This is a genomic window from Pseudomonas sp. m6p, from assembly GCF_055760375.1.
On sequence record NZ_CM147084.1, the window covers coordinates 1,051,841 to 1,075,025 of the forward strand.

The 23,185-nt window shown below is 61.3% G+C and carries 25 protein-coding genes and 1 riboswitch; of the genes, 20 read left to right on the top strand and 5 right to left on the bottom strand.

Going from position 1 to position 23,185, the window contains the following annotated elements:
- Positions 1-298: 298 nt before the first annotated feature.
- The 5 genes from ACYZUM_RS04960 to ACYZUM_RS04980 all read left to right on the top strand — a co-directional run bounded on the left by ACYZUM_RS04960 (position 299) and on the right by ACYZUM_RS04980 (position 4,977).
- Complete coding sequence (locus ACYZUM_RS04960) at positions 299-1,351, top strand: DUF2066 domain-containing protein (RefSeq protein WP_108182082.1); 1,053 nt, start codon at positions 299-301, stop codon at positions 1,349-1,351.
- Between the two features lie 31 nt (positions 1,352-1,382).
- Positions 1,383-2,456 (top strand): AI-2E family transporter, encoded by a 1,074-nt coding sequence (locus tag ACYZUM_RS04965; protein ID WP_041074356.1) that lies wholly within the window; start codon positions 1,383-1,385, stop codon positions 2,454-2,456.
- Between the two features lie 219 nt (positions 2,457-2,675).
- Positions 2,676-3,380, top strand: a complete 705-nt coding sequence (gene hda, locus ACYZUM_RS04970) for a DnaA regulatory inactivator Hda (protein WP_025111852.1) — start codon at positions 2,676-2,678, stop codon at positions 3,378-3,380.
- A gap of 225 nt (positions 3,381-3,605) precedes the next feature.
- Entirely contained in the window at positions 3,606-4,220 is a 615-nt protein-coding gene (locus ACYZUM_RS04975) for a C40 family peptidase (protein WP_108182083.1), read from the top strand.
- 220 nt (positions 4,221-4,440) lie between these two features.
- A complete protein-coding gene (locus ACYZUM_RS04980; protein ID WP_034156233.1) occupies positions 4,441-4,977 on the top strand; it encodes a C40 family peptidase in 537 nt (178 codons plus the stop codon).
- A 132-nt stretch (positions 4,978-5,109) separates the two neighbouring features.
- Here ACYZUM_RS04980 and ACYZUM_RS04985 read toward each other — a convergent pair whose 3' ends face one another.
- Together ACYZUM_RS04985 and ACYZUM_RS04990 are read right to left on the bottom strand one after the other, a co-directional pair.
- Complete coding sequence (locus ACYZUM_RS04985; RefSeq protein ID WP_108182084.1) at positions 5,110-6,423, bottom strand: PQQ-dependent sugar dehydrogenase; 1,314 nt, start codon at positions 6,421-6,423, stop codon at positions 5,110-5,112.
- Between the two features lie 66 nt (positions 6,424-6,489).
- Entirely contained in the window at positions 6,490-7,074 is a 585-nt protein-coding gene (locus ACYZUM_RS04990) for a hypothetical protein (protein WP_041074348.1), read from the bottom strand.
- Between the two features lie 164 nt (positions 7,075-7,238).
- A riboswitch (cobalamin riboswitch) is annotated at positions 7,239-7,469 on the top strand.
- Between the two features lie 81 nt (positions 7,470-7,550).
- Here ACYZUM_RS04990 and cobO point away from each other — a divergent pair.
- From cobO to ACYZUM_RS05060, 14 genes are all read left to right on the top strand, one after another.
- Positions 7,551-8,162 carry a cob(I)yrinic acid a,c-diamide adenosyltransferase gene (cobO, locus tag ACYZUM_RS04995; RefSeq protein WP_041074346.1) on the top strand — a complete coding sequence of 204 codons (612 nt, stop codon included), beginning with the start codon at positions 7,551-7,553 and terminating at the stop codon, positions 8,160-8,162.
- Positions 8,159-9,559 (top strand): cobyrinate a,c-diamide synthase, encoded by a 1,401-nt coding sequence (locus ACYZUM_RS05000; RefSeq protein WP_108182085.1) that lies wholly within the window; start codon positions 8,159-8,161, stop codon positions 9,557-9,559. The genes cobO and ACYZUM_RS05000 overlap by 4 nt, the downstream gene beginning before the upstream one ends.
- A complete protein-coding gene (gene bluB / locus ACYZUM_RS05005; RefSeq protein ID WP_086794931.1) occupies positions 9,556-10,206 on the top strand; it encodes a 5,6-dimethylbenzimidazole synthase in 651 nt (216 codons plus the stop codon). Before ACYZUM_RS05000 ends, bluB begins: the two co-directional genes overlap by 4 nt.
- Entirely contained in the window at positions 10,203-11,111 is a 909-nt protein-coding gene (gene cbiB, locus ACYZUM_RS05010; protein ID WP_108182086.1) for an adenosylcobinamide-phosphate synthase CbiB, read from the top strand. The genes bluB and cbiB overlap by 4 nt, the downstream gene beginning before the upstream one ends.
- The gene (cobD, locus tag ACYZUM_RS05015) at positions 11,104-12,096 is read left to right on the top strand and encodes a threonine-phosphate decarboxylase CobD (RefSeq protein WP_108182087.1); all 993 of its coding nucleotides are present in this window, start codon (positions 11,104-11,106) and stop codon (positions 12,094-12,096) included. Before cbiB ends, cobD begins: the two co-directional genes overlap by 8 nt.
- Positions 12,093-13,544, top strand: coding sequence for a cobyric acid synthase (locus ACYZUM_RS05020; protein ID WP_108182088.1), 1,452 nt, complete (start codon positions 12,093-12,095; stop codon positions 13,542-13,544). The genes cobD and ACYZUM_RS05020 overlap by 4 nt, the downstream gene beginning before the upstream one ends.
- A gap of 228 nt (positions 13,545-13,772) precedes the next feature.
- Positions 13,773-14,294, top strand: a complete 522-nt coding sequence (gene cobU, locus ACYZUM_RS05025) for a bifunctional adenosylcobinamide kinase/adenosylcobinamide-phosphate guanylyltransferase (protein WP_108182089.1) — start codon at positions 13,773-13,775, stop codon at positions 14,292-14,294.
- Positions 14,291-15,346 (top strand): nicotinate-nucleotide--dimethylbenzimidazole phosphoribosyltransferase, encoded by a 1,056-nt coding sequence (gene cobT, locus ACYZUM_RS05030; RefSeq protein WP_108182090.1) that lies wholly within the window; start codon positions 14,291-14,293, stop codon positions 15,344-15,346. Before cobU ends, cobT begins: the two co-directional genes overlap by 4 nt.
- The gene (cobC, locus tag ACYZUM_RS05035) at positions 15,343-15,918 is read left to right on the top strand and encodes an alpha-ribazole phosphatase family protein (protein ID WP_108182091.1); all 576 of its coding nucleotides are present in this window, start codon (positions 15,343-15,345) and stop codon (positions 15,916-15,918) included. The genes cobT and cobC overlap by 4 nt, the downstream gene beginning before the upstream one ends.
- A gap of 1 nt (position 15,919) precedes the next feature.
- Positions 15,920-16,651: an adenosylcobinamide-GDP ribazoletransferase gene (locus ACYZUM_RS05040; RefSeq protein WP_108182092.1), complete on the top strand. Its 732-nt coding sequence runs from the start codon at positions 15,920-15,922 to the stop codon at positions 16,649-16,651.
- Between the two features lie 201 nt (positions 16,652-16,852).
- On the top strand, positions 16,853-17,257 hold the full coding sequence (locus ACYZUM_RS05045) for a MarR family winged helix-turn-helix transcriptional regulator (protein ID WP_007950413.1): 405 nt from the start codon (positions 16,853-16,855) through the stop codon (positions 17,255-17,257).
- A 53-nt stretch (positions 17,258-17,310) separates the two neighbouring features.
- Positions 17,311-18,519 carry an MFS transporter gene (locus tag ACYZUM_RS05050; RefSeq protein ID WP_108182093.1) on the top strand — a complete coding sequence of 403 codons (1,209 nt, stop codon included), beginning with the start codon at positions 17,311-17,313 and terminating at the stop codon, positions 18,517-18,519.
- The gene (locus tag ACYZUM_RS05055; protein WP_256198942.1) at positions 18,516-18,641 is read left to right on the top strand and encodes a hypothetical protein; all 126 of its coding nucleotides are present in this window, start codon (positions 18,516-18,518) and stop codon (positions 18,639-18,641) included. Before ACYZUM_RS05050 ends, ACYZUM_RS05055 begins: the two co-directional genes overlap by 4 nt.
- A gap of 54 nt (positions 18,642-18,695) precedes the next feature.
- A complete protein-coding gene (locus ACYZUM_RS05060) occupies positions 18,696-19,256 on the top strand; it encodes a glutathione peroxidase (RefSeq protein WP_108182094.1) in 561 nt (186 codons plus the stop codon).
- Positions 19,257-19,436: 180 nt separating this feature from the next.
- Here the strand turns inward: ACYZUM_RS05060 and ACYZUM_RS05065 are convergent, their stop codons facing one another.
- The 3 genes from ACYZUM_RS05065 to ACYZUM_RS05075 form a co-directional block, all read right to left on the bottom strand.
- Positions 19,437-20,708, bottom strand: coding sequence for an outer membrane protein transport protein (locus ACYZUM_RS05065; RefSeq protein ID WP_142580144.1), 1,272 nt, complete (start codon positions 20,706-20,708; stop codon positions 19,437-19,439).
- 146 nt (positions 20,709-20,854) lie between these two features.
- Positions 20,855-21,337, bottom strand: a complete 483-nt coding sequence (locus ACYZUM_RS05070) for a hypothetical protein (RefSeq protein WP_108182096.1) — start codon at positions 21,335-21,337, stop codon at positions 20,855-20,857.
- Between the two features lie 274 nt (positions 21,338-21,611).
- On the bottom strand, positions 21,612-21,836 hold the full coding sequence (locus ACYZUM_RS05075; protein ID WP_007962908.1) for a hypothetical protein: 225 nt from the start codon (positions 21,834-21,836) through the stop codon (positions 21,612-21,614).
- 1,010 nt (positions 21,837-22,846) lie between these two features.
- Here ACYZUM_RS05075 and ACYZUM_RS05080 point away from each other — a divergent pair.
- A complete protein-coding gene (locus ACYZUM_RS05080) occupies positions 22,847-23,170 on the top strand; it encodes an SEL1-like repeat protein (RefSeq protein WP_084234297.1) in 324 nt (107 codons plus the stop codon).
- The last annotated feature ends 15 nt before the right edge of the window (positions 23,171-23,185 follow it).

Consider the following 23,185-nt stretch of genomic DNA (forward strand, 5'->3'; position numbering starts at 1 on the left):
GCCTTACGCGAATTTCGGGGTGCCCGGCTGTTGCCGGTCTGCGAAGGCGCGCGATTTTATCAGGCTTGAGGGGCAGCGGCCATCCTCGCGCCGACGGGCAGGGGCATAATCAGCGGAAATTTTTTGCAATTGTGCCGGGTGGCTGCCTGTATAAGGTGTACCGATTAACCGTCTATCGTTATCCCTGTGCAAAAACTTACCGCCGCCGTGTGAATGTTTTGCGATGGCAGATTGTCACAGCCTTGCTTAACCGGTTCACGCGGCCTGTTCCAGCCGCTCCTGTCGACGGGAATTTTCCATGCGTTTTTGTAAATTGTTGGTTGTGGGTTTTTTGTCCGTGGTCAGCCTGGCGAGTCATGCCGAAAACCTCAGAGGTCTCTATCAAGTGCGTCAGCCGGTCAGCAGCCAGGCGCCGGAAGAGCGCGATCGCGCCACGCAGGCGGCGCTGGATACGCTCGTATTGCGCCTGACCGGCGACCCGAAGGCTGTGCAGAATCCAGGACTGGCGACGATTCGCAAAGACCCGCAGCAGATCATCAGTCAGTTCGGTTTTGATGCCGGGCCACCGGAAGTGCTGAAAGTCGATTTCGACCCGGCCACCACTGAGCAGGCGCTGCGTCGTGCGGGATTGTCGTTGTGGGGCGCGAGCCGGCCGTCGATCCTGAGTTGGTGGCTGAACGATTCGACTGAAGGTTCGAGCCTGGTCGGTGACGGTCAGGCAGCGGCGGCACCACTGCGTGCGGCGGCTCAGCATCGTGGTTTGCCCTTGCGTTTGCCGCTGGCTGATTTGAGTGAGCAACTGGTGGCCACCGCGCCAGTGCTGGATGGCACCGATCCCGCACCATTGCGCGGCGCTTCGGAGCGTTACGGTGCGGATGCCTTGCTGGCGGTGCATGCGCACGAAGAGGGTGGGCAGTGGCAGGCCAAGTGGCATCTGTGGCTGGGCGATCAGAAAGAGGCCGGCAGCGTGCAGGGTGCCGATCAGGCTGGCGTGGCCGATGCGGTAATGCTGGCGGTAGCGGAGCGTCTGGCGCCGCGATTTGTCGCCAAGCCTGGTGCTTCGGGCCAACAGACCCTGGAAGTGCAGGGCATGAATCTTGAGCATTACGCCACACTGCTGCGGTTACTCGAACCGTTTGGTGTGCGTCTGCAAAGTGTCGATGGTGATCGCATCGTGTATCGGGTCAACGGCAGTGCCGATCAGTTGCGCGCGCAGTTGTCGTTAGCGAAGTTGCAGGAGCTGCCGGCTGAAGCGCCGGCGCCCGTGCCGGCGCCACAACCGGCTGTTGTCGGTGCAGCGCCGGTTGCCGCGCCGGCCCCTGCGGCATCGTCGTTGCGGTTTCGCTGGTAAGTCTTTCCTTATATAGAAGCAGGAGTGATACATGGCCGATACGCGGCGTTGGTTCTGGCTCGGTGGGGTGGTCCTGCTTTGCGCGTTTGTCTGGTTGCTGCACCCGATCCTCACGCCGTTTCTGGTGGCGCTGCTGCTGGCGTACCTGTTCGATCCGCTGGTGGATCGCCTTGAACGACTCGGACTGTCCCGCACCTGGGGCGTGATCGCGGTGTTTGCCTTGTTCACCCTGATTGTCACCACGTTGTTGCTGGTGTTGGTACCGATGCTCGCCAAGCAGTTGTTGCGCTTGTACGAACTGGCACCGCAGATGCTCGATTGGCTGCAGCACACGGCGCTGCCGTGGGCGCAGTCGAAACTGGGCCTGTCGGACGGTTTCTGGAAGTTCGACAAGGTCAAGGCTGCAATCAGTGAACACATGGGGCAAACCACTGACATCGTCGGTGTGGTGCTGAGTCAGGCCACGGCTTCAAGCCTGGCGCTGATCGGCTGGCTGGCGAATCTGGTGTTGATTCCGGTGGTGAGTTTCTACCTGCTGCGTGACTGGGATGTGATGATGGCCAAGATCCGCAGCCTGCTGCCCCGTGACCGTGAAGAAACCATCGTCTCGCTCGCGGGTGAGTGCCACGAGGTGCTCGGCGCGTTCGTGCGCGGGCAGTTGCTGGTGATGCTGGCGCTGGGCGTGATTTACGCAGCGGGTCTGATGATCGTTGGGCTGGAACTGGGGCTGTTGATCGGCCTGATCGCCGGTCTGGCGGCCATCGTGCCGTACATGGGCTTTGTCATCGGCATTGGCGCGGCGCTGATTGCCGGCTTGTTCCAGTTCGGTGGTGATCTGTATCCGATGATCGGAATCGTGGCGGTGTTCATGGTCGGGCAGGCGCTCGAAGGCATGGTGCTGACGCCTTTGCTGGTGGGTGACCGGATCGGTCTGCATCCGGTGGCGGTGATTTTCGCGATTCTGGCCGGCGGCGAGCTGTTCGGCTTTACCGGTGTGCTGCTGGCATTGCCGGTGGCGGCGGTGATCATGGTGCTGGTGCGTCACGTGCACGATTTGTACAAGGACTCGGATATTTACAGCGGGACCGATGAGCCCGAGTTGTAATCCGATCACGGGCGGCCCGGCATTGTGCCGGGTTGGCCCGGGTTTTGCGGCGGGTTCGTTCGATACCGCGTCAGAGAAACTGTCATAAAACCAGCGTGTTAACGCAAACCTTTGATTTTGCTTGGGGTCTGTCGCATTGTGCGCTCAGCTTCACGGGTATAAACTTCGCAAACATTACACAGAGGCCACTAACGGTTCCTTGAGAACTGTTCAGTCAGCATGAAACCGATTCAGCTGCCCCTAGGTGTGCGTCTGCGTGACGACGCCACCTTCATCAACTACTACCCAGGCGCCAATGCCGCTGCACTCGGCTATGTCGAGCGCCTATGCGAAGCCGACGCCGGTTGGACCGAAAGCCTGATCTACCTGTGGGGCAAGCACGGGGTAGGGCGTACGCATCTGTTGCAGGCGGCTTGCCTGCGCTTTGAGCAGATGGGTGAGCCGGCGGTGTACCTGCCGCTGGCCGAATTGATGGATCGCGGTATCGAAATCCTCGACAACCTTGAGCAGTACGAACTGGTCTGCCTGGATGACTTGCAGGTGATTGCCGGCAAGCCGGACTGGGAAGAGGCGATGTTTCATCTGTTCAACCGCTTGCGTGACAGCGGTCGGCGTTTGCTGATTGCCGCTTCAACCTCGCCACGCGAGCTGCCGGTGAAACTGGCTGACCTCAAATCGCGCCTGACGCTGGCGCTGATCTTCCAGATGCGCCCGCTTTCCGATGAAGACAAATTGCGTGCCCTGCAATTGCGTGCTTCGCGTCGCGGCCTGCACCTGACCGATGAAGTCGGACACTTTATTCTGACCCGCGGCACCCGCAGCATGAGTGCACTGTTCGACCTGCTCGAACAGCTGGATCAGGCCTCGTTGCAGGCGCAACGCAAGCTGACAATTCCGTTCCTGAAAGAGACCCTCGGTTGGTAGTCAGCCCTTGAAATACGAGGCTTTCAGCACGTTTCGACATATTTCAGGCGCCAGAAAATCCGCGTTTCCGCAACGTATGCAGACCGCGTATCGAGTCAAATGGGCTTAAGCGCTTAGATGTAAACGAGAAACCGGGAAGTCACAAAAAGATCGATTGAATTTGCAAATGAGGCCGATAGCGGGCATAGTCTCGGCTTCTTTACAACTTCAGCCACGGTCGTGCCCATGCTAAATCGCTTCGCACCCCTCGTGCCTCTCGCACTCGTCACCCTGTTGTTCGGTTGCGCTGCTCATTCTCCAGTTCAAGAGCAGCCTCAGCAGGTTAAAAATTCTGCCACTGCCCAGTCTTCCGTTACTTACCAGGAAGAGCTGGACACCGAAAAAGAACTCTCGGACTTCAACAAGAAGCCGTACGAGCTCCCGGTTCTGGCCGACAGTATCCTTGAACGCGGCATGTCCCTGATCGGTACCCGTTACCGTTTCGGCGGCACCTCTGAAGCCGGTTTCGACTGCAGCGGTTTCATCGGTTACCTGTTCCGCGAAGAGGCCGGCATGAATCTGCCGCGCTCCACCCGTGAAATGATCAACGTGGATGCGCCTCTGGTCTCGCGCGGCAACCTTGAGCCGGGCGATCTGCTGTTCTTCGCCACCAACGGTCGTCGCGGTCGTGTAAGCCACGCCGGGATCTACCTGGGTGACAATCAGTTCATCCACTCCAGCAGTCGTCGCAGCGGCGGTGTTCGCATCGACAGCCTGGGTGACAGCTACTGGAGCAAGACCTTCATCGAAGCCAAACGCGCGCTCGCGATGGCTCCGACCGTGGTCACCGCTCGCAAGTAATTCCCCCGTTGTCGCCACGTCCGTGGCGACAAGAACGGTGCCCGGCAAGGGAGTAGACCTAGACTTTACAAGGTGAAGTTAAAGTCTTACTTGAAGTTTGCCGCGTAGCCGCTAGAATCCTGTATCTATATTGATGGCAAACCGCCTGCGTGCTCCGCAGGCGGTTTTGTTTCTGTCCATTCGGCAGAGAAAGCCGCAGCCAGATCAGGATGTTCTGCTTATGACGATGTCGGCCCGCCTCACATTGATTTTCTTCGCAGCGCTGCTCAGCGCCTGCGCCAGCCGCACCCCGCCGCCTGCGCCCGTGGTACGCGCTCCGGTGGTGTTCGGGCCCTCCCAAGCTTTTTCGCCCGCTGCTGAAGACGTGCTGTTTCGCGCGCTGGGCCTGGTTGGCACGCCCTATCGCTGGGGCGGCAACACGCCAGACTCCGGGTTTGATTGCAGCGGTCTGATAGGTTTCGTCTACCGCGATGCCGCCGGCATCTCCCTGCCGCGCTCCACCCGCGAGATGATCGTGATGCAGGCGCCGAATGTGGGCAAGGAAGGGTTGCAGACCGGCGACCTGATCTTCTTCGCCACCAACGGCGGCTCTCAGGTCAGCCATGCGGGGATCTACGTGGGGGAAGGTCGCTTCGTGCATGCGCCAGCAACCGGCGGCACAGTGAAGCTGGACAGCCTGTCGAAGGCGTATTGGCAGAAGGCGTATCTGAGTGCCAAGCGGGTGTTGCAGCCGGAGCATCTGGCGCATAACCCGTAGTAAAAATAGCAGCCATTCCAATGTGGGAGCGAGCCTGCTCGCGAAAGCGGTGTATCAGTCAACCCAATGGAGGCTGACACTACGCATTCGCGAGCAGGCTCGCTCCCACAGTTGTTTCAGGTCAGGCAAAAGTTACTTGGCGGACGAAACCCGCCAAACCTTGTTCCCCACATCATCCGCCACCAGCAAACCACCTTGCTGGTCGATTGCCACGCCTACCGGGCGGCCCAAAGCGTTCTCGTCCTTGTCGAGGAAACCGGTCAGCACATCCACCGGTGCTCCGTTCGGCTTGCCGGCGGCGAATGGTACGAAAATCACCTTATAGCCACTGTGCGGTTTGCGGTTCCACGAGCCGTGTTGACCGATGAACGCGCCTTCCTTGAACTGCGCCGGCAGGCTGTTGCCTTCGGCGAAGGTCAGGCCCAGCGAGGCAGTGTGCGGGCCGACGGCGTAGTCCGGAGCGATGGCCTTGGCCACCAGATCCAGATTCTGCGGCTTCACCCGCACATCCACGTGCTGGCCGTAATAGCTGAAAGGCCAGCCATAGAAGCCACCGTCCTTGACCGAGGTGATGTAGTCCGGCACCAGGTCGCTGCCGATTTCGTCACGTTCGTTGACTGCTGTCCACAGCGCGCCTGTGGTGGGTTCCCACGCCAGACCGTTGGGGTTACGAATGCCCGAGGCGAAGATCCGGTGATTGCCGGTGGCGCGATCCACTTCCCAGATCGCGGCGCGACCTTCCTCTTTATCCAGACCATTCTCGCCGACGTTGCTGTTCGAGCCGACGGTGACATACAGCTTGCTGCCGTCCTTGCTGGCGATGACGTTCTTGGTCCAGTGATGGTTCAGCGTACCGCCAGGCAGATCGGTGACTTTGATCGGCTGGGTCTTGATCTCGGTCGCGCCGAATTCGTAGTGAAAGCGCAGCAGGCGATCGGTGTCAGCGACGTACAAATCGTTACCGACCAGGGTCATGCCAAACGGCGAATTGAGATTTTGAAGAAACACCGTGCGGGTCTCGGCCACGCCGTCGTGATCGGCGTCGCGCAACAAGGTGATGCGGTTCGGGCTTGGCACGCCGGCACCGGCTTTGCCCATGACTTTCTTCATCACCCAGCCGCGAATACCACTGCTGTCATCCGGCTTGGGCGGCGCGTTGGTTTCCGCCACCAATACGTCACCGTTGGGCAGCACGTAGAGCCAGCGTGGGTGATCGAGGCCTTCGGCAAATGCAGCCACTTGCGTACCGGCTGCGGCGGTCGGTTTGCCACCTGCAGGCCAGCCGACCGCTGGGGCGATGTTCACCGTCGGGATCAGGGTTTTGTTCGGTTCAGGCAGTTTCGGTGACGGACCGGTGCCGTCGGAAACCTGCAGGCTGGAGGATTCACCGCAGGCGGCGAGCCCTCCGGCGAGAGCGATGACGAGAGCGAGTCGGGTTTTGCGCATTGCTGATCTTCCCTATGAATGCATGCTTAATCATAGAGGAGCTTGCGCACCCGATGGTTCAACCGCTCAACCGCGGGCCTCTTTGAACAGCACGGCGATGCCCGGATGATAGTTGCCCGCTTCGCTGCGCAACTTGCGGTAGGCGTAGGGGAAATACCAGGCCACGGCGCAGCAGTGTTCCTTTTGCAGGTCGTCGACCATGTCCTGCAGTTCTTCGGGGCTGGCACTGTGCTGGGCCTTCTGCGGGGCGACGAACAGACAGCCGAGTTTGAGGTCACTGGCGAAGCTGATGCGTTTGGCATCGCTGGTGATGTCCAGCAGGGCCTGAGTCAGGTTGAGGTTGTTGACCCGCGGCCAGCGCTGGGTGGCCTGAAGGTAGGCGCGGTCTTCGGCCCCGGCGATGAACAGGTCGGCGCGGGCATTGCGCTCGCCGTCCTCGTTCTGCTTGCGGGTGGTGGTATCGCAGAGGGTAACCAACTCGGCCATCCATGCCGCAGCGGAGAGCAAGCCGAGATTGGCTTTCTCGTCATGCCAGTAGGGTGTGTCGTTGTCACCGCGTACCGCGTTGTAACGGTCAATACAGTCAAACCAGCGTTCAAGCACCGGGCGCAGGAATTCCAGGCGCGGGTTGCTGATGATCATGCCTTGCATCGTCATCATCCTTATTGTTGTGGTGTGCTTTTTCAATCAAAAGCATGGCTCTTTGATATCACTTGTCTCAGTGTGGCACAAGATTGGCGTCAGATAATTGATCGGCGGCAGTTATTCGCCCGACGGCCCCCTCTTTAATTGACGCTCCATCCCCAACCCTCTAACCTTCGCGGCTTGTTTCAGGTGCTCTGTGACGCGTGTCGACAGAGTGAAACAGGGAAGCCGGTGAGGGTTGTCTTCAGGTGAAAGACGATCACGATCCCGGCGCTGCCCCCGCAACGGTAAATGAGTGAAAACTGCGCATTGAGCCACTGTGTCGACCGACGCGGGAAGGCGCGCAGTCAGGCGATTCGCCGCTCATGAGCCCGGAGACCGGCCTGATCCATCCAGCGGCATCACGGTGGGCGATGCCAGGCTTTTTGCCGTCTGTTCTTGTGCCTGCCCGCCGTTATCCAGCCTCAACGGAGAGCTCCCCCATGACCGATTCCCCCGAGCGCGACGAACGCCATCTGGCGCGTATGCAGCGCAAAAAAGCCGTGATCGACGAACGCATCGCCAATTCGCCCGACGAGTGCGGCCTGGTGCTGGTGTTGACCGGCAATGGCAAAGGCAAAAGCAGCTCGGCGTTCGGCATGCTTGCCCGTGCCATGGGCCACGGCATGCAGTGCGGTGTGGTGCAGTTCATCAAGGGCCGCAACAGCACTGGCGAAGAACTGTTTTTCCGCCGCTTCCCCGAGCAAGTGCGTTTTCACGTAATGGGCGAGGGTTTCACCTGGGAAACCCAGGACCGCCAGCGTGACATCGCCGCCGCCGAAGCTGCGTGGGCAGTGTCCCGCGAGCTGCTGCGCGATCCGTCGATCGGCCTGGTGGTGCTGGATGAACTGAACATTGCCCTGAAACACGGCTACCTCGATCTGGATCGAGTGCTCAGCGACCTGCAGGCGCGTCCGCCGATGCAGCACGTGATCGTCACCGGCCGCGCGGCCAAACCGGAAATGATCGAGATGGGCGACACCGTCACCGAAATGGGTATGCTCAAGCACGCCTTCCAGGCCGGCATCAAAGCGCAGAAAGGCGTCGAACTTTGAATCAACCACGTCACTGCCCGGCGGTGCTGATTGCCGCCCCGGCCTCCGGTCAGGGCAAGACCACCGTCACCGCCGCGCTCGCTCGCTTGCATCGCAATCAGGGGCGCAAGGTGCGCGTGTTCAAGTGCGGCCCGGACTTCCTCGACCCGATGATTCTCGAGCGCGCCAGCGGTGCGCCGGTGTATCAAATGGACATGTGGATGGTCGGCGAGCAGGAAAGCCGCCGCCTGTTGTGGGAAGCCGCCGCCGAAGCCGATCTGATCCTGATCGAAGGCGTGATGGGCCTGTTCGACGGCACGCCGTCCAGTGCTGATCTGGCGCGGCATTTCGGCGTGCCGGTGCTTGGTGTGATCGATGGCACCGCCATGGCCCAGACCTTTGGTGCACTGGCGCTGGGGTTGGCGCGCTATCAGCCGGACCTGCCGTTTGCCGGGGTGCTGGCCAACCGCGTCGGCACTTTGCGTCATGCGCAATTGCTCGAAGGCAGCCTCACCGAAGGTCTGCGTTGGTACGGCGCGCTGTCGCGGGAAACCGGGATCGAGTTGCCGAGCCGCCATCTCGGTCTGGTGCAAGCCAGCGAACTGAATGATCTGGACCTGCGTCTCGACGCGGCCGCCCAAGCGTTGGCCAGCAGTTGCGAGGTAGCGCTGCCACCGGCCGTGGAGTTCGCCGCGCCTGAAGTGATCCCTGCTGAGCCGCTGCTCGACGGCGTGCGCATTGCCGTCGCTCGTGACGAAGCCTTTGCCTTCACCTACGGTGCCAGCCTCGATCTGCTGCGGGCGATGGGCGCCGAGTTGAGTTTCTTTTCGCCGATCCGCGATACCCAATTGCCCGACGCCGACAGTCTGTATTTGCCCGGTGGTTACCCGGAATTGCACCATGTCTCGCTGGCGCGAAACACCGCGATGCTGGATGCGATTCGCGCGCACCACGCCGCCGGCAAACCACTGCTTGCCGAGTGCGGCGGCATGCTCTATCTGCTCGACGCGTTGACCGATGTCGAAGGCACCCGCGCCGAACTGGTCGGGCTGCTGCGCGGTGAGGCAGTGATGCAAAAACGTCTGGCGGCACTGGCACTGCAAGCGGTGGATTTGCCGGAGGGCTCGCTGCGTGGGCACACCTATCACCATTCCCTGACCAGCACCGAGCTGACGCCGATTGCCCGGGGCATCAGCCCGAATGGCGGGCGCGGGGCGGAGGCGGTTTATCGGGAGGGGCGGATGACGGCGTCGTACGTGCATTTTTACTTTCCGTCGAACCCGACTGCGATTGCCGCATTGTTTGCGCCAGATCTCAAGGCCGCCATCGCTGGCAAGCCAGCTCCCACAGTGGCCGGTGTCATGCCTGAAGAAACGCGATCCCCTGTGGGAGCTGGCTTGCCAGCGATGGGGCCATGACCGACAACGCCTATTCCGAGGCCGAACGCGCAGCCGTCTACCGAGCCATCGCCGAACGCCGCGACATGCGCCACTTCACCGGCGGCACGGTCGAGCCGGAGCTGCTGCGCCGTCTGCTCGAAGCCGCGCATCAGGCGCCCAGCGTCGGTCTGATGCAGCCATGGCGCTTCATCCGCATCAGCGATCGCGCCCTGCGCGGGCAGATCCAGAACCTCGTCGAAGAAGAGCGCGTGCGTACCGCCGAAGCCCTCGGCGAGCGCAGTGACGAGTTCATGAAGCTCAAGGTTGAAGGCATCAACGACTGCGCCGAAGTGCTGGTCGCGGCGCTGATGGATGATCGCGAAAAGCACATTTTCGGCCGTCGTACGCTGCCGGAAATGGACATGGCCTCGCTGTCCTGCGCGATTCAGAATCTGTGGCTGGCGTCCCGTGCCGAGGGGCTGGGCATGGGCTGGGTGTCGCTGTTCGAACCGCAGGCGCTGGCCGATCTGCTGCAGCTGCCGGCCGGGGCCAAGCCATTGGCGGTGTTGTGCCTGGGGCCGGTCAAGGCATTCTATCCGGCGCCGATGCTGGTACTCGAAGGGTGGGCGCAGGCGCGGCCGCTCAATGAGTTGCTGTACGAAAATTATTGGGGAGTGAGTCAATGAGTGTGGCGTTGTTGAGTGTCGCCGCAGTCGCGCTGGATGCGCTGCTGGGTGAACCGAAACGCTGGCATCCGCTGGTGGCGTTCGGCAATTTTGCCGGGCGCGTCGAGCGCCGTTTCAATGCGGGCGGACGTGGCTGGCGCAGTCACGGGGTCACCGCGTGGGTGATCGCGGTGCTGCCGCTGACCTTGCTCGCGACCGCGTTTTCCTGGGCGCCGTACGTCGGCTGGATCGTCGAGATTCTGGCGCTGTATTGCGCCCTCGGCATGCGCAGCCTCGGTGAGCATGTCGCGCCGGTAGCTGCCGCCTTGCGCGCCGATGATCTGGAAGAAGCACGCAAACGCGTCGGTTATCTGGTCAGCCGTCAGACCAGCGAACTGGACAGCACCGCCGTCGCCCGCGCCGCCACTGAATCGGTGCTGGAAAACGGCAGTGACGCGGTGTTCGCCGCGCTGTTCTGGTTTGTCGTGGCCGGTGCGCCGGGGGTGGTGCTCTATCGCCTGAGCAATACGCTCGACGCGATGTGGGGCTATCGCAACGAACGCTTCGAGCGCTTCGGCTGGTGCGCGGCAAAAATCGACGACGTGCTCAACTACATTCCGGCCCGACTGGTGGCGCTGACCTACGCACTGCTGGGCAACACCCGGCTCGCCTGGAAATGCTGGCGCAGCCAGGGCCCGCAATGGGACAGCCCCAACGCCGGTCCGGTAATGGCGGCTGGCGCCGGTGCGTTAGGCGTCGAACTGGGCGGACCGGCGATTTATCACGGTGAGCTGCATGAGCGTCCGCAACTGGGCGAAGGTGCGCCGGCGGATGCCGATTCGATTGATCGCGGCTGGCAATTGGTCCAGCGCGGGGTATGGTTATGGCTGCTGATTCTCTGCGTGGGGGCTGAATTCTATGCTTGAGCACGGTGGCCGGCTGCGCAAGGCTGCACTCGATTACGGGATTGCCGAGGCCAACTGGCTCGACCTGTCCAGCGGGCTTGCGCCGTGGCCGTTTGCGGTGCCGCAGATTCCGTTGCGCGCCTGGGCACGCTTGCCGGAAACCGACGACGGGCTGGAGCAGGCCGCGTGTGATTACTACGGTGCTTCGCAGGTGCTGCCGGTGGCCGGTTCGCAAATGGCGATCCAGCTGCTGCCGCGTTTGCGCCGCGCCGGCAAGGTCGGTGTGTTGTCGCCGTGTTATGCCGAGCACGCCGAAGCCTGGCGTCGCAGTGGTTATATCGTGCGCGAAGTGCTGGAGCAGGAAGTGGAATTCTTTCTCGACAGCCTCGACGTGCTGGTGGTGGTCAATCCGAACAATCCCACTGGCCTGAGCCTGACACCGGCGCGGCTGCTCGACTGGCATGCGCGGCTGGCCCAGCGCGGCGGCTGGCTGGTGGTCGATGAAGCGTTCATGGATAACACGCCGCAGCTGAGCCTGGCCTCGCACACCCATCAAGTTGGCCTGATCGTCTTGCGCTCGTTCGGCAAGTTTTTCGGTCTGGCCGGGGTGCGTCTGGGGTTTGTGCTGGCCGAGCGCAAGTTGCTCAGGTTGCTCGCCGAACAGGTCGGGCCGTGGGCGGTGAGCGGGCCGACGCGGGTGCTCGGTCAGGCCTGTTTGCAGGACACCGAAGCGCACACTCGGCAACGTATTCGCAGCGATGAGGCCAGTGAGCGTCTGGCGCTGCTGCTGGAGCGCTATGGTTTCAAACCCCACGGTGGTTGTGCGTTGTTTCAGTGGCTGGTCACCGAGCACGCGCAAGCGCTACACGAGTTCATGGCCCGACGCGGGATCCTTCTGCGCATCTTCACCCACAACAGCAGTTTGCGTTTTGGCCTGCCGGCCAACGCCGCTGAAGAAGCGCGCCTCGAACAGGCGCTGCAAGCCTTTGCCAAGGAATCGAAATGACCACCGTGATGGTGCAAGGCACCACCTCCGACGCCGGTAAAAGCACGCTAGTGACGGCGCTGTGTCGCTGGGCCACCCGTCAGGGCGTGGCGGTGGTGCCGTTCAAACCGCAGAACATGGCGCTCAACAGCGCGGTGACCGCCGACGGCGGCGAGATCGGCCGGGCGCAAGCGGTGCAGGCGCAAGCCGCGCATCTTGAACCGCATACCGACATGAACCCGGTGTTGCTCAAGCCCAACAGCGACACCGGCGCGCAGGTGATCATCCATGGCCGCGCGGTCACCAGCATGAATGCGGTGGCGTATCACGACTACAAAGCCATCGCCATGCAAGCGGTGCTCGCGTCGCACGAGCGGCTGAGCGCGGCGTATCCGCTGGTGATGGTCGAAGGCGCCGGCTCGCCGGCCGAGATCAACCTGCGTGCCGGGGACATCGCCAACATGGGCTTCGCCGAAGCGGTGGATTGCCCGGTGCTGCTGATCGCCGACATCAATCGCGGCGGGGTGTTTGCGCATCTGGTCGGCACGCTGGAGCTGCTGTCGCCGAGCGAGCAGGCGCGGGTCAAGGGCTTCATCATCAACCGCTTTCGCGGTGACATCGCCTTGCTGCAACCGGGCCTCGACTGGCTGGAACAGCGCACCGGCAAACCGGTTATCGGTGTGCTGCCGTACGTGATGGATCTGCATCTGGAGGCTGAGGACGGCATCGACCAGCGCCAGACCGACAAGGCCGAGCAAGTGCTGAAAGTGGTGGTGCCGGTGCTGCCGCGTATCAGCAATCACACCGACTTCGATCCGCTGCGTTTGCATCCGCAGGTCGATCTGCAATTCATCGGCCCGGGGCAGGCGATCCCTGCCGCCGATCTGATCATCCTGCCCGGCTCGAAAAGCGTGCGCAGCGATCTTGCCTATTTACGTGCCAATGGCTGGGACGCGGCGATCAATCGGCACTTGCGCTATGGCGGCAAGTTGCTGGGGATCTGCGGCGGTCTGCAAATGCTCGGTGAGCAGGTGCACGATCCGCTGGGCCTGGAAGGCGCGCCGGGCTCCAGTGCCGGCCTCGGTTTGCTGGCGTTCGAAACCACGCTGGAAGCCGAGAAGCAGTTGCGCAATGTCCGTGGGCATCTGGCGCTGGAAAACGCCGAGGTCAGTGGCTATGAAATTCATGCCGGGGTAACGGTAGGCCCGGCGCTGGAGAACGCGGCGGTGCATCTGGAGGATGGTCGTTGCGATGGCGCGCAGAGTCTGGACGGGCAGGTGTTCGGCACCTACCTGCATGGCTTGTTCGAATCACCGCAAGCCAGTGCCGCGTTGCTGCGCTGGGCCGGGTTGAGCGCTGTGCAGGAGGTGGATTACCACGGTCTGCGCGAGCGCGATATCGAGCGGCTGGCGGATCTGGTGGAGCAGCATCTGGATACCGGGCTGCTGCGTCAGCTCTGCGGGATTTAGGCTGGCTGTTACGGCCTCTTCGCGAGCAGGCTCGCTCCCACTTTGGAACGCATTCCCATGTGGGAGCGAGCCTGCTCGCGAAGGGGCCGGTTGCCTCAATACATAAATGACAGGACATCTCCATCCTCCACAGGGGAGTGAGGTGTTTCAGCCACTGCGATCACTGTGGGAGCGGGCTTGCCCGCGAAGAGGCCGGTTGCCTCAACACTTAATTTTCAGGATGTCCCCATGCACCAACTGATCCTCGGCGGCGCCCGCTCCGGCAAAAGTCGCCTCGCGGAAAAACTCGCCAGCGACAGCCAGCTGGCGGTCACTTACATCGCCACCAGCCAGCCGCTGGACGGTGAAATGAACGCCCGCGTCGCCCATCACCGCGCCCGGCGTCCGGCCGAATGGGCGCTGATCGAAGAACCCATAGCGCTGGCCCGTGTCCTGCGTGAAAACGCCGGCGGCGAGCGTTGCCTGCTGGTGGACTGCCTGACCCTGTGGCTGACCAATCTGCTGATGCTCGATGACGCCGCGCGTCTCGCCGCCGAACGTGAAGCTCTGCTGGACTGCCTGGCGTCATTGCCGGGAGAAATCATTTTTGTCAGCAACGAGACCGGAATGGGTGTCGTGCCGCTGGGCGAATTGACTCGCCGCTACGTCGATGAAGCCGGTTGGCTGCATCAAGCTCTGGCCGAGCGTTGTCAGCGAGTCGTCCTGACTGTCGCCGGCCTGCCCCTGACCCTGAAAGGACCTGCGTTATGACTCAAGCGTGGTGGTTGAACCCGTGCCAATCCGTAAATACCGAGATCGTTGAACACGCGGCGGCGCGCCAACAGCAACTGACCAAACCGGCCGGCTCCCTCGGTCGCCTCGAAAGCGTGGCGGTGCAGCTGGCCGGATTGCAGGGGCAGATCAAGCCGACCCTCAAGCAGGTCTGGATCGCGATTTTTGCTGGTGATCACGGGGTGGTCGCGGAAGGTGTTTCCGCCTTCCCGCAGGAGGTCACCGGGCAGATGCTGCTCAACTTCGTCAGCGGCGGTGCGGCGATCAGCGTGCTGGCGCGCCAGCTCGATGCGCAACTGGAAGTGGTCGATCTGGGCACCGTGACACCTACGTTGAATCTGCCGGGCGTGCGTCATCTGAACATCGGCCCGGGCACGGCGAATTTCGCCAAAGGCGCGGCGATGACCCAAGCGCAGGGCGAACTCGCCTTACAGGCCGGTCGTGACAGCGTGCTGCGCGCCAAAGCGGCGGGCGCACAGTTGTTCATCGGTGGCGAAATGGGCATCGGCAACACCACTGCCGCCAGTGCACTGGCGTGTGCCTTGCTCGATTGCCCGGTGGCGCACCTGACCGGTCCCGGCACGGGGTTGAATGCCGAGGGCGTCAGCCATAAAGCACAAGTGATCGAGCGCGCACTGGCGCTGCACGCGGCGCAACGTGGCGATGCGCTGCAAACCCTGTTCAACCTCGGCGGGTTTGAAATCGCCGCACTGGTCGGCGCGTACCTGGCTTGTGCGCAGGAAGGCGTGGCGGTGCTGGTCGACGGCTTTATCTGCACGGTCGCTGCGTTGGTCGCGGTGCGACTGAATCCAGCCTGCCGCGAGTGGCTGCTGTTCGGCCACCGGGGCGCCGAGCCGGGCCATCGTCATGTGCTGGAAACCCTCAATGCCGAACCGCTGCTGGAACTCGGTTTGCGTCTGGGCGAGGGCAGCGGGGCGGCGTTGGCTGTGCCGCTGTTGCGTCTGGCCTGCGACCTGCACGGGCAGATGGCGACGTTCGCCGAAGCGGCGGTGGCGGATCGTCCGGCATGACGTTGCGTCTGGACCTGCTGCGCCACGGTGAGACTGAACTGGGCGGTGGGCTGCGCGGTAGCCTCGATGATGCGCTCACGGAAAAGGGTTGGGCGCAGATGCGTGCGGCGGTGATCGCGGGCGGGCCGTGGGATCGCTTGATCAGTTCGCCGCTGCAGCGTTGCGCGCGGTTCGCTGCAGAGCTGGGCGAGCAACTGAATCTGCCGGTGCAGTTGGACAAGGACCTGCAGGAACTGCATTTCGGTGCCTGGGAAGGGCAGAGCGCAGCGGCACTGATGGAGACCGATGCCGAGGCGCTGGGGTTGTTCTGGGCCGATCCGTATGCTTTCACGCCGCCGCAGGGTGAGCCGGTCAGTGATTTTGCGGCGCGCGTGCTGGGCGCGGTTGCGCGTTTGCATCAGGCCTATACCGGTGAACGCGTTTTGTTGATCAGTCATGGCGGCGTGATGCGTCTGTTGCTGGCGCAGGCGCGAGGTTTGCCACGTGAGCAGTTGCTCAATGTCGAAGTCGCGCATGCTTCGCTGTTCGCGCTCAGCGTCGAGGCCGATGGTTCGCTCAAGGAAGGTCACTGAGATGCTGCCACTGTGGATCGCCCTGCAATTTCTCAGCAGCCTGCCGATTCGTCTGCCGGGGATGCCGGAGCCGCAACAGCTCGGGCGTTCGCTGTTGTTTTATCCGCTGGTGGGGTTGCTGTTCGGGGTGATCCTCTGGGCATTCAACCTGGTATTGGCCGGCGCGCCGTTGTTGTTGCATGCGGCGCTGTTGCTGGCGGTGTGGGTGCTGCTCAGCGGCGCGCTGCATCTGGATGGTCTGGCTGACAGCGCTGATGCCTGGCTTGGTGGTTTCGGTGATCGCGAGCGCACGCTGACGATCATGAAGGATCCGCGCAGCGGGCCGATTGCCGTGGTGACGCTGGTGTTGGTGTTGCTGCTGAAGTTTTGCGCGTTGCTGGCGCTGGTCGAGCAAGGGCACGCGGTGATGTTGATCATCGTGCCGCTGCTGGGGCGCGCGGCGTTGCTGGGGCTGTTTCTGACCACGCCTTATGTGCGCGCGGGAGGTCTGGGGCAGGCGTTGGCTGATCATTTGCCGCGCAGGGCCGGTTGGTGGGTGCTGGGGGCGAGTGCGCTGGCCTGCTTGCTGATTACCGGGGTGAAAGCGATTGTTGCGCTGGTTGTCGCGTTCGTCGGGTTTGTCTGGCTGCGGCAGGTGATGATGCGGCGGTTGGGCGGGACCACGGGCGATACGGCCGGGGCGTTGCTGGAATTGCTGGAGATGGCGGTGCTGGTTGGGGTGGTGTTGGTCTGACAGGTGTCTGTTGCCTGTTCGGACCTCATCGCTGGCAAGCCAGCTCCCACAAGTATTGAGGCGTTTGCAGATTTTTTGAACACTTGCAAAAAACTGTGGGAGCTGGCTTGCCAGCGATGGGGATGTGTCAGACGCCACAATCCTTATTGATAAACTCATGTGCAACTTGATTTAACACAGTCGCGGGTATATACACGCATCATGCTTCCTTCTCAGTGTTTGTGCACCAACCTGCGTCGCGCCGCTCGTGGCGTCAGCAGGCATTACGACGGCGCTCTCGACGGCTTCGGGATCAACGTTGCCCAGTATTCTTTGCTGTGCAATCTGCAGCGTCTGGATCAACCGAGCATCTCGGAACTGGCCGAAGCCATGGGCCTGGATCGCAGCACCCTGGGGCGCAACCTGCGGGTGCTGGAAGGCGAGGGCTTGGTGGCGCTGGCCGAGGGCGAGGACATGCGCAACCGCATCGTCCGGCTCACCGAAACCGGTGCACAGCGCCTTGCGGCGGCGCTGCCAGCCTGGGAAGCGGCGCAACAGCGATTGATCGATCGCCTGGGCGCCGAGAAGCGTGAAACCTTGCTGCGACTGTTGGACGAACTGGCCTGAACGCCGGTTTTTCCGGATTTAAGCGGGTATATACCCGCGAACGGAGAATAACAATGACATCGATGTGGCGTACGTGCGGTTGGGTGTTGCTGGGAAGTGCGCTGATTCTGGCGTTGTCATTGGGCGTGCGGCACGGCTTCGGCCTGTTCCTGTCGCCGATGAGTGCACAGTTCGGCTGGGGGCGCGAGGTGTTTGCCTTCGCCATTGCCTTGCAGAATCTGATCTGGGGTCTGGCGCAGCCGTTCACTGGCGCGTTGGCTGACCGTTTCGGTGCGGCGAAAGTGGTGCTGGTCGGCGGCGTGCTGTATGCCGCGGGCCTGGTGTGCATGGGGCTGTCCGATTCGGCGCTGACCTTGTCGCTGAGTGCGGGTCTATTGATCGGTATCGGCCTGTCCGGCACCTCGTTTTCGGTGATCCTCGGCGTGGTCGGGCGTGCGGTGCCGCCGGAAAAGCGCAGCATGGGCATGGGTATTGCGAGTGCCGCCGGCTCCTTTGGTCAATTTGCGATGTTGCCGGGCACACTGGGTTTGATCGGCTGGCTCGGCTGGTCGGCGGCATTGCTGGTGCTGGGCCTGCTGGTGGCGCTGATCGTGCCGCTGGTGAGCATGCTCAAGGACAAGCCGCTGCCGGTGCTTGGCCATGAGCAGTCCTTGTCTGAAGCACTGCGCGAAGCCTGCTCGCACTCGGGGTTCTGGCTGTTGGCATTCGGCTTTTTCGTCTGCGGCTTTCAGGTGGTGTTCATCGGTGTGCATCTGCCGGCCTATCTGGTTGATCAGCATCTGCCGGCAACCGTCGGCACCACGGTGCTGGCGCTGATCGGTCTGTTCAATATCTTCGGCACTTACACTGCTGGCTGGCTCGGCGGGCGCATGTCCAAACCGCGTCTGCTGACGGCGTTGTATCTGCTGCGTGCGGTGGTGATCGTGCTGTTCCTGTGGCTGCCGGTGACGACGACGTCGGCGTACCTGTTCGGCATGGCCATGGGCTTCCTGTGGCTGTCGACGGTGCCGTTGACCAACGGCACGGTGGCGACCTTGTTTGGTGTGCGTAACCTGTCCATGCTTGGCGGTATCGTGTTCCTGTTTCATCAGCTTGGCTCGTTTCTCGGCGGCTGGCTGGGTGGCGTGGTGTATGACCGTACCGGGAGTTATGACTTGATCTGGCAAGTGGCGATTCTCTTGAGTCTGCTGGCGGCCGCGCTGAACTGGCCGGTACGCGAGCGTCCGGTGGCGCGTCTGCAGTCGGCGGTCGGCGCCGTATGAAGCGTTCCTGGCCGCGCATCGCCTTTACCGCACTCGGCGCGCTGTTGCTGGCGCTGGTGTGGTGGGGCTGGCATCAGGGCGGCCTGGCGTTGATGCAGTTGGGCATGGGCGCTTGCTTGTAGGCTTGGATGACGAGTAACGTCGGGAGTCTGATGACTGCTCAAAGGATGCCCGACATGCTCATGCGCTGGTGTGCTGTACCCGCGTTGCTGATGGCGTTGACCGGACTGGCCCAGGCCGTTGATTGCCCGGAGGCGCTGCAAGGTTCGTTGCCCAAGTTGCGCGCCAAGGAATCCGTCGATCTGTGCCAGCGCTACGCCGGCAAGCCGCTGGTGGTGGTCAATACCGCCAGTTTCTGTGGCTTCGCCCCGCAGTTCGAGGGCCTCGAAGCGCTCAATCAGCATTACAAGGCGCAAGGCCTGGAAATGCTCGGCGTGCCCTCCAATGACTTCAAGCAGGAGTCCAAGGACAGCGCCGAAACCGCCAAGGTCTGCTACGCCAACTACGGCGTGACGTTCACCATGACCGAGCCGCAGAAGGTTCGTGGCGATGAGGCGACTCACCTGTTCAAGGTGCTGGCCGAACAGAGCAGTGCGCCGAAGTGGAATTTCTACAAGTATGTGATTGATCGGCAGGGCAAGGTGATTGCCAATTTCTCCAGCCTTACCAAGCCGGATGATCCGGAGTTTATTGCGGCAGTTGAAAAGGCTATCGCCTCAAAACCACTGCAACCATGACCCTGTAGGAGCTGCGGAACGCTGCGATCTTTTGATCTTAAAAAACAAGATCAAAAGATCGCAGCCTCGTTTCACTCGACAGCTCCTACAGGTTGTAAATCTCAGGCACAAAAAAGCCCCGCTTTCTTTAAAGAGAGCGGGGCTTTTCTGTGGGCGAGGGGTTAGCCTCGCCGTGCAGCATCAGAAGCGGTAGGTAGCGCCGACGCCGAAACCGTTTGCCGAGTTTTCATACTTGGCGTCGTAGGTCTGGCCACGATCGTTCTGGTTGTGGACCTTGATCGACTCTTCTTTCAGGTACGAGTAAGCCACGTCGATGGTCAGGTCTTCGGTCGGGCTCCAGCCGGCACCGATGCTGAAGATGGTGCGGTCGCCGGTAGGAATGCGTGGCGAACGGTCGACGTTGTTGGTCGGCGACTGGTCGAAGGTCAGACCGGTACGCAATACCCATTCCTTGTTCAGCTGGTACGAAGTACCCACGGCGTAAGCCCAGGAGTCGTGCCAGTTCTGCTCTTCGGTGATCTCGCCAAACTGACCGGCCAGCAGCGGCTGTACGCCCGAGTTTTCAACGGTGATCTTCTTGAACTGGCTCCAGCGGGTCCAGGTCGAACCGGCGTAGACGTTCCAACGATCGTTGATCGCCTGAGTGACGGAGAAGTCCACGGATTCAGGGGTGGTGATCTTCAGCGAAGCGTCGTACTTCTGCTGGGCGCCCAGGCCGACGGCGCCCAATACGCCGTAGTTGACCTTGGTGTTGCCTTCGAGCTTGTAATCGACTTTCGAGTGATAGGTCAGACCCAGACGAGTGGTGTCAGTGGCTTGTACCAGCACGCCGATGTTGTAGCCCAGTGCGGTGTCGTCACCCTTGATCTTGACCTTGCCGTCCGGCGCAGCCTGAGTGATCGACAGGTTGGATTCCAGCGTGCCGTCGATGCGGTTGATGGTCGGACCGAAACCGATCGACACCACGTCGTTGAACTTGTAGCTGACAGTCGGCTGGAAGGTAATGACTTGTACTTCGGATTTGCTGCCGAAGTAACGGCCGGCAAAGCCTTTTTCGTAGTCGGTAATCAGGCCGAACGGCACGTATACGCCGAGGCCGAATGCCCAATGCTCGTCGATCGGTTTGACGTAGAAGCCCATAGGTACTGAGGTGAAGGGCACCATGTCGCCTTTGTTGCTGCCGCCGTTAGGGCTGGAGCTGGCGTCGCTGATATCGGTCTTGGCATCGAGGAATGCAACACCGCCGGTGACTTGTTCGCGCGTGAGGCGCGACATGCCGGCAGGGTTGCCATAAACAGTGCTTGCGTCGTCGGCAGAAGAGGATCGCCCAGCGTAACCAGTACCCATTCCGCTAATGCTGTGTTCGTTGATGGCAAAGCCAGCTGCGAAGATCTGGGTGGATGCCATGGTAACGGCGAGGCTAAGGGTGGTTTTGAGCATGACTTTTTTCATTATTAGAACTCCTGGTGATCACCGGGGCGAATATTACCAACATTTTCGTCCCAGCGCTATAGTCCCTATGCCTTGAGTTAGAGCGGTTTTGTAGGACAATCCGACCAGATTCGCGACCTGTTGAGCGATCTTTCAAAACTCGCCAGTCAACACGCGACCTGATTCACCGGTGAAACACACGTTTGCCAGGCGCAGGTGAAGTCGCGCAGACGGCCTTGCGGCTGGAAGGTCTGACGCCAGATTCGCGCCATGCCCAGCAGATCGCCCGGGGCGGGGAGGGTGGGGTGTTGTTCTTCTACCAGCAGCCAGGCGATGGCGGTGGCGTAACGCAGATTGACGGTCAATTCCAGGTGCGGGCCGCTAAGAAAAGCATGCTGGCTGGCGAGACCGCGAACAAGGCTCGCGCGCTCCGGATCCAGTGCCAGGTAGTGATCCCAAAGGGCTTGGTGGCGATGCTCGGCAATCCGGTAGAGGCCGTGGCCACGGCGGTCATGCAGGGCGGAGCCGAGGGCGGACTGGCTGGCGGCGATCCCCAGCAGCAGGGATTCGGCGGTTGCGCAGTGACGCCCCAGATAAATCAATGTGGGACGGATCACGTAGCGACACAGTTCGCTGGCAGCGATACCCATAATGCCCTCGATTCTTGTAATGGGGCGGCGAAACCTGAAGGGGCCTTGGCAGCGGTGGATCGACTCAGGCTCGCCGGAAGCGGATCAAGCCGCTTGAGTTGAAGTGTAGTGTCATATTCACGACGTAAAGGCCTGTTTTTAAAATATTTCCGACAGCGAGCGAAAAGCGTTATATCCGATGGTGCTTAGGCACCAGCGGCTAAAAGCGAAACATCGGGCAATAAAAAACCCCGCATTGTGTGCGGGGTTTTTGCTTTTGCAGCCTTTTCGGCTCTCAGGCAATCAACGCCTGACGCGTACGATCAATAATGGCCTGCAGCGGTTCGGCGCTGGAGTATTGATCGGGGTACAGACGCTCGCTGTGGCGAGCGATCCCGTGTTCATTGACCACGGTGAAGCTGAAGCAGCCTTTGCGAGCGGCCATGATCAGGCAGTTCATTGGGGCAAAAGCGTTGGTTAGGGTGCGAATGGCATCCTGAGTCTGGATTTGAGTAGACATAGTTATTAGGTGTTCCTACAAATGACACGGATAAGAACCGTGCAACGTTAAAACGTTCCAGTAATGTCGACCACCATTGGTCGAACAAAGAACCCGACTGGAACAAAGCAGCCAGTTTGAAGCGCTGATAAGTTGGCGCGCTTGGGCTGGCAGGTAGGTACTTAGGAGGACAGGCAACACATCGAGGGCAGAGGTTCTGGGCCCGGGGTGAAGATCCTGATCAATTTGCAGGTTGGTTCGGTCAGAGTAAGTGGTCTTCGCAGCACCCTTTGCATTCATTCAAAGGCTGTGCTGGCGCAAGATTTACCTGGAAACCATCGAGGGGTCGTTCCCGCTTTTTTCGGTGAAGGGCTTCTGGGAAGAAGGTTGACCGTGGGGATGTGTTCGACCGGAATTGACTTTCAGCTTGGTACTAACGCCGCGGATAGTAACGAAACGTCCTGGACAATGCAAACCCTGCGGCAAAAAAGATTTCGGTCGGTGGCGCGGATCGTGGGTGACAGGGCTGGCCCTTTCGCGAGCAGGCTCACTCCCACAGGAGAACAGGGACCGAATGTGGGAGCGAGCCTGCTCGCGAAGAAGCCGTCCGTCGCCACAAATGCGTGCAGCCATGCCCATCGCCAACCCGCTTATCCACTGCTCAGGGCGCAAAACGACCCGAAAAAGCGCATCGATATAACCGGGTAACAGGTACTTGTGCACATTAGTTGCGCAGACGGTAACCTCACTGTCATATCAATCCTGACCCCGGTGGCTGCCTGCATCAAAAGTTTAAGTCAATGAAAAATATCGTCTTTTTTTGTTGGTGAAAAAATCGTCAGTTTGACTGCGAGCCCCATTCCACAAGGCTTTGCGGAGGTTCGGGAGCGGTTGTCCACTGAGTTATCCACAGCTTCTGTGGATTGTCCCTAGCGCTTGCTCTAGGACGGGCGTGCCGGGTTTTTTTCGACTTTACCTGTACGAAAAAGAGAGTAGAGTGGCGCGCCTTCCGATCTGTCCCACAGTGTTTTATGAAGTTTCGCTCAGTATCAGACTCTGTTACCTCCGAACACCCTCGTGTTACCTCACCCAAGCGATTTTCCGTGCGTGTGGCCGAATGGCTGCTCGACAGCCCGCGGCTGGGCGATAGCCGTAATGCCAAGCATCTGGCGGGGCGTCTGCTCAAGCAACCGGCACGCGAAGGCGTAGTCGCGGCGCAAAGTCGCCTCGGCCAATTGATGTGCCGCGAGTGTGGCAATGCCCGGGATCGGCGCATCGGCCAGGATCTGCTGCGCCAGGCCGCTCGCGCCGGCGACCGTCGTGCACAACGGGAACTCGGTCTGCTCGAAGACTGAGCTGTCCAACACCCC

Coding starts and splice junctions, on each gene's coding strand:
- ACYZUM_RS05065 (WP_142580144.1), bottom strand. CDS start 20,708: ATGAAAAAAGTCATGCTCAAAACCACCCTTAGCCTCGCCGTTACCATG.
- ACYZUM_RS04965 (WP_041074356.1), top strand. CDS start 1,383: ATGGCCGATACGCGGCGTTGGTTCTGGCTCGGTGGGGTGGTCCTGCTT.
- ACYZUM_RS05060 (WP_108182094.1), top strand. CDS start 18,696: ATGCTCATGCGCTGGTGTGCTGTACCCGCGTTGCTGATGGCGTTGACC.
- ACYZUM_RS05055 (WP_256198942.1), top strand. CDS start 18,516: ATGAAGCGTTCCTGGCCGCGCATCGCCTTTACCGCACTCGGCGCGCTG.
- cobC (WP_108182091.1), top strand. CDS start 15,343: ATGACGTTGCGTCTGGACCTGCTGCGCCACGGTGAGACTGAACTGGGC.
- ACYZUM_RS05070 (WP_108182096.1), bottom strand. CDS start 21,337: ATGGGTATCGCTGCCAGCGAACTGTGTCGCTACGTGATCCGTCCCACA.
- ACYZUM_RS05075 (WP_007962908.1), bottom strand. CDS start 21,836: ATGTCTACTCAAATCCAGACTCAGGATGCCATTCGCACCCTAACCAAC.
- bluB (WP_086794931.1), top strand. CDS start 9,556: ATGACCGACAACGCCTATTCCGAGGCCGAACGCGCAGCCGTCTACCGA.
- ACYZUM_RS04975 (WP_108182083.1), top strand. CDS start 3,606: ATGCTAAATCGCTTCGCACCCCTCGTGCCTCTCGCACTCGTCACCCTG.
- cobT (WP_108182090.1), top strand. CDS start 14,291: ATGACTCAAGCGTGGTGGTTGAACCCGTGCCAATCCGTAAATACCGAG.
- cobD (WP_108182087.1), top strand. CDS start 11,104: ATGCTTGAGCACGGTGGCCGGCTGCGCAAGGCTGCACTCGATTACGGG.
- ACYZUM_RS04985 (WP_108182084.1), bottom strand. CDS start 6,423: ATGCGCAAAACCCGACTCGCTCTCGTCATCGCTCTCGCCGGAGGGCTC.
- ACYZUM_RS05040 (WP_108182092.1), top strand. CDS start 15,920: ATGCTGCCACTGTGGATCGCCCTGCAATTTCTCAGCAGCCTGCCGATT.
- ACYZUM_RS04980 (WP_034156233.1), top strand. CDS start 4,441: ATGACGATGTCGGCCCGCCTCACATTGATTTTCTTCGCAGCGCTGCTC.
- cobO (WP_041074346.1), top strand. CDS start 7,551: ATGACCGATTCCCCCGAGCGCGACGAACGCCATCTGGCGCGTATGCAG.
- ACYZUM_RS04990 (WP_041074348.1), bottom strand. CDS start 7,074: ATGCAAGGCATGATCATCAGCAACCCGCGCCTGGAATTCCTGCGCCCG.
- ACYZUM_RS05050 (WP_108182093.1), top strand. CDS start 17,311: ATGACATCGATGTGGCGTACGTGCGGTTGGGTGTTGCTGGGAAGTGCG.
- cobU (WP_108182089.1), top strand. CDS start 13,773: ATGCACCAACTGATCCTCGGCGGCGCCCGCTCCGGCAAAAGTCGCCTC.
- ACYZUM_RS05020 (WP_108182088.1), top strand. CDS start 12,093: ATGACCACCGTGATGGTGCAAGGCACCACCTCCGACGCCGGTAAAAGC.
- ACYZUM_RS05045 (WP_007950413.1), top strand. CDS start 16,853: ATGCTTCCTTCTCAGTGTTTGTGCACCAACCTGCGTCGCGCCGCTCGT.
- ACYZUM_RS05080 (WP_084234297.1), top strand. CDS start 22,847: ATGAAGTTTCGCTCAGTATCAGACTCTGTTACCTCCGAACACCCTCGT.
- cbiB (WP_108182086.1), top strand. CDS start 10,203: ATGAGTGTGGCGTTGTTGAGTGTCGCCGCAGTCGCGCTGGATGCGCTG.
- ACYZUM_RS04960 (WP_108182082.1), top strand. CDS start 299: ATGCGTTTTTGTAAATTGTTGGTTGTGGGTTTTTTGTCCGTGGTCAGC.
- hda (WP_025111852.1), top strand. CDS start 2,676: ATGAAACCGATTCAGCTGCCCCTAGGTGTGCGTCTGCGTGACGACGCC.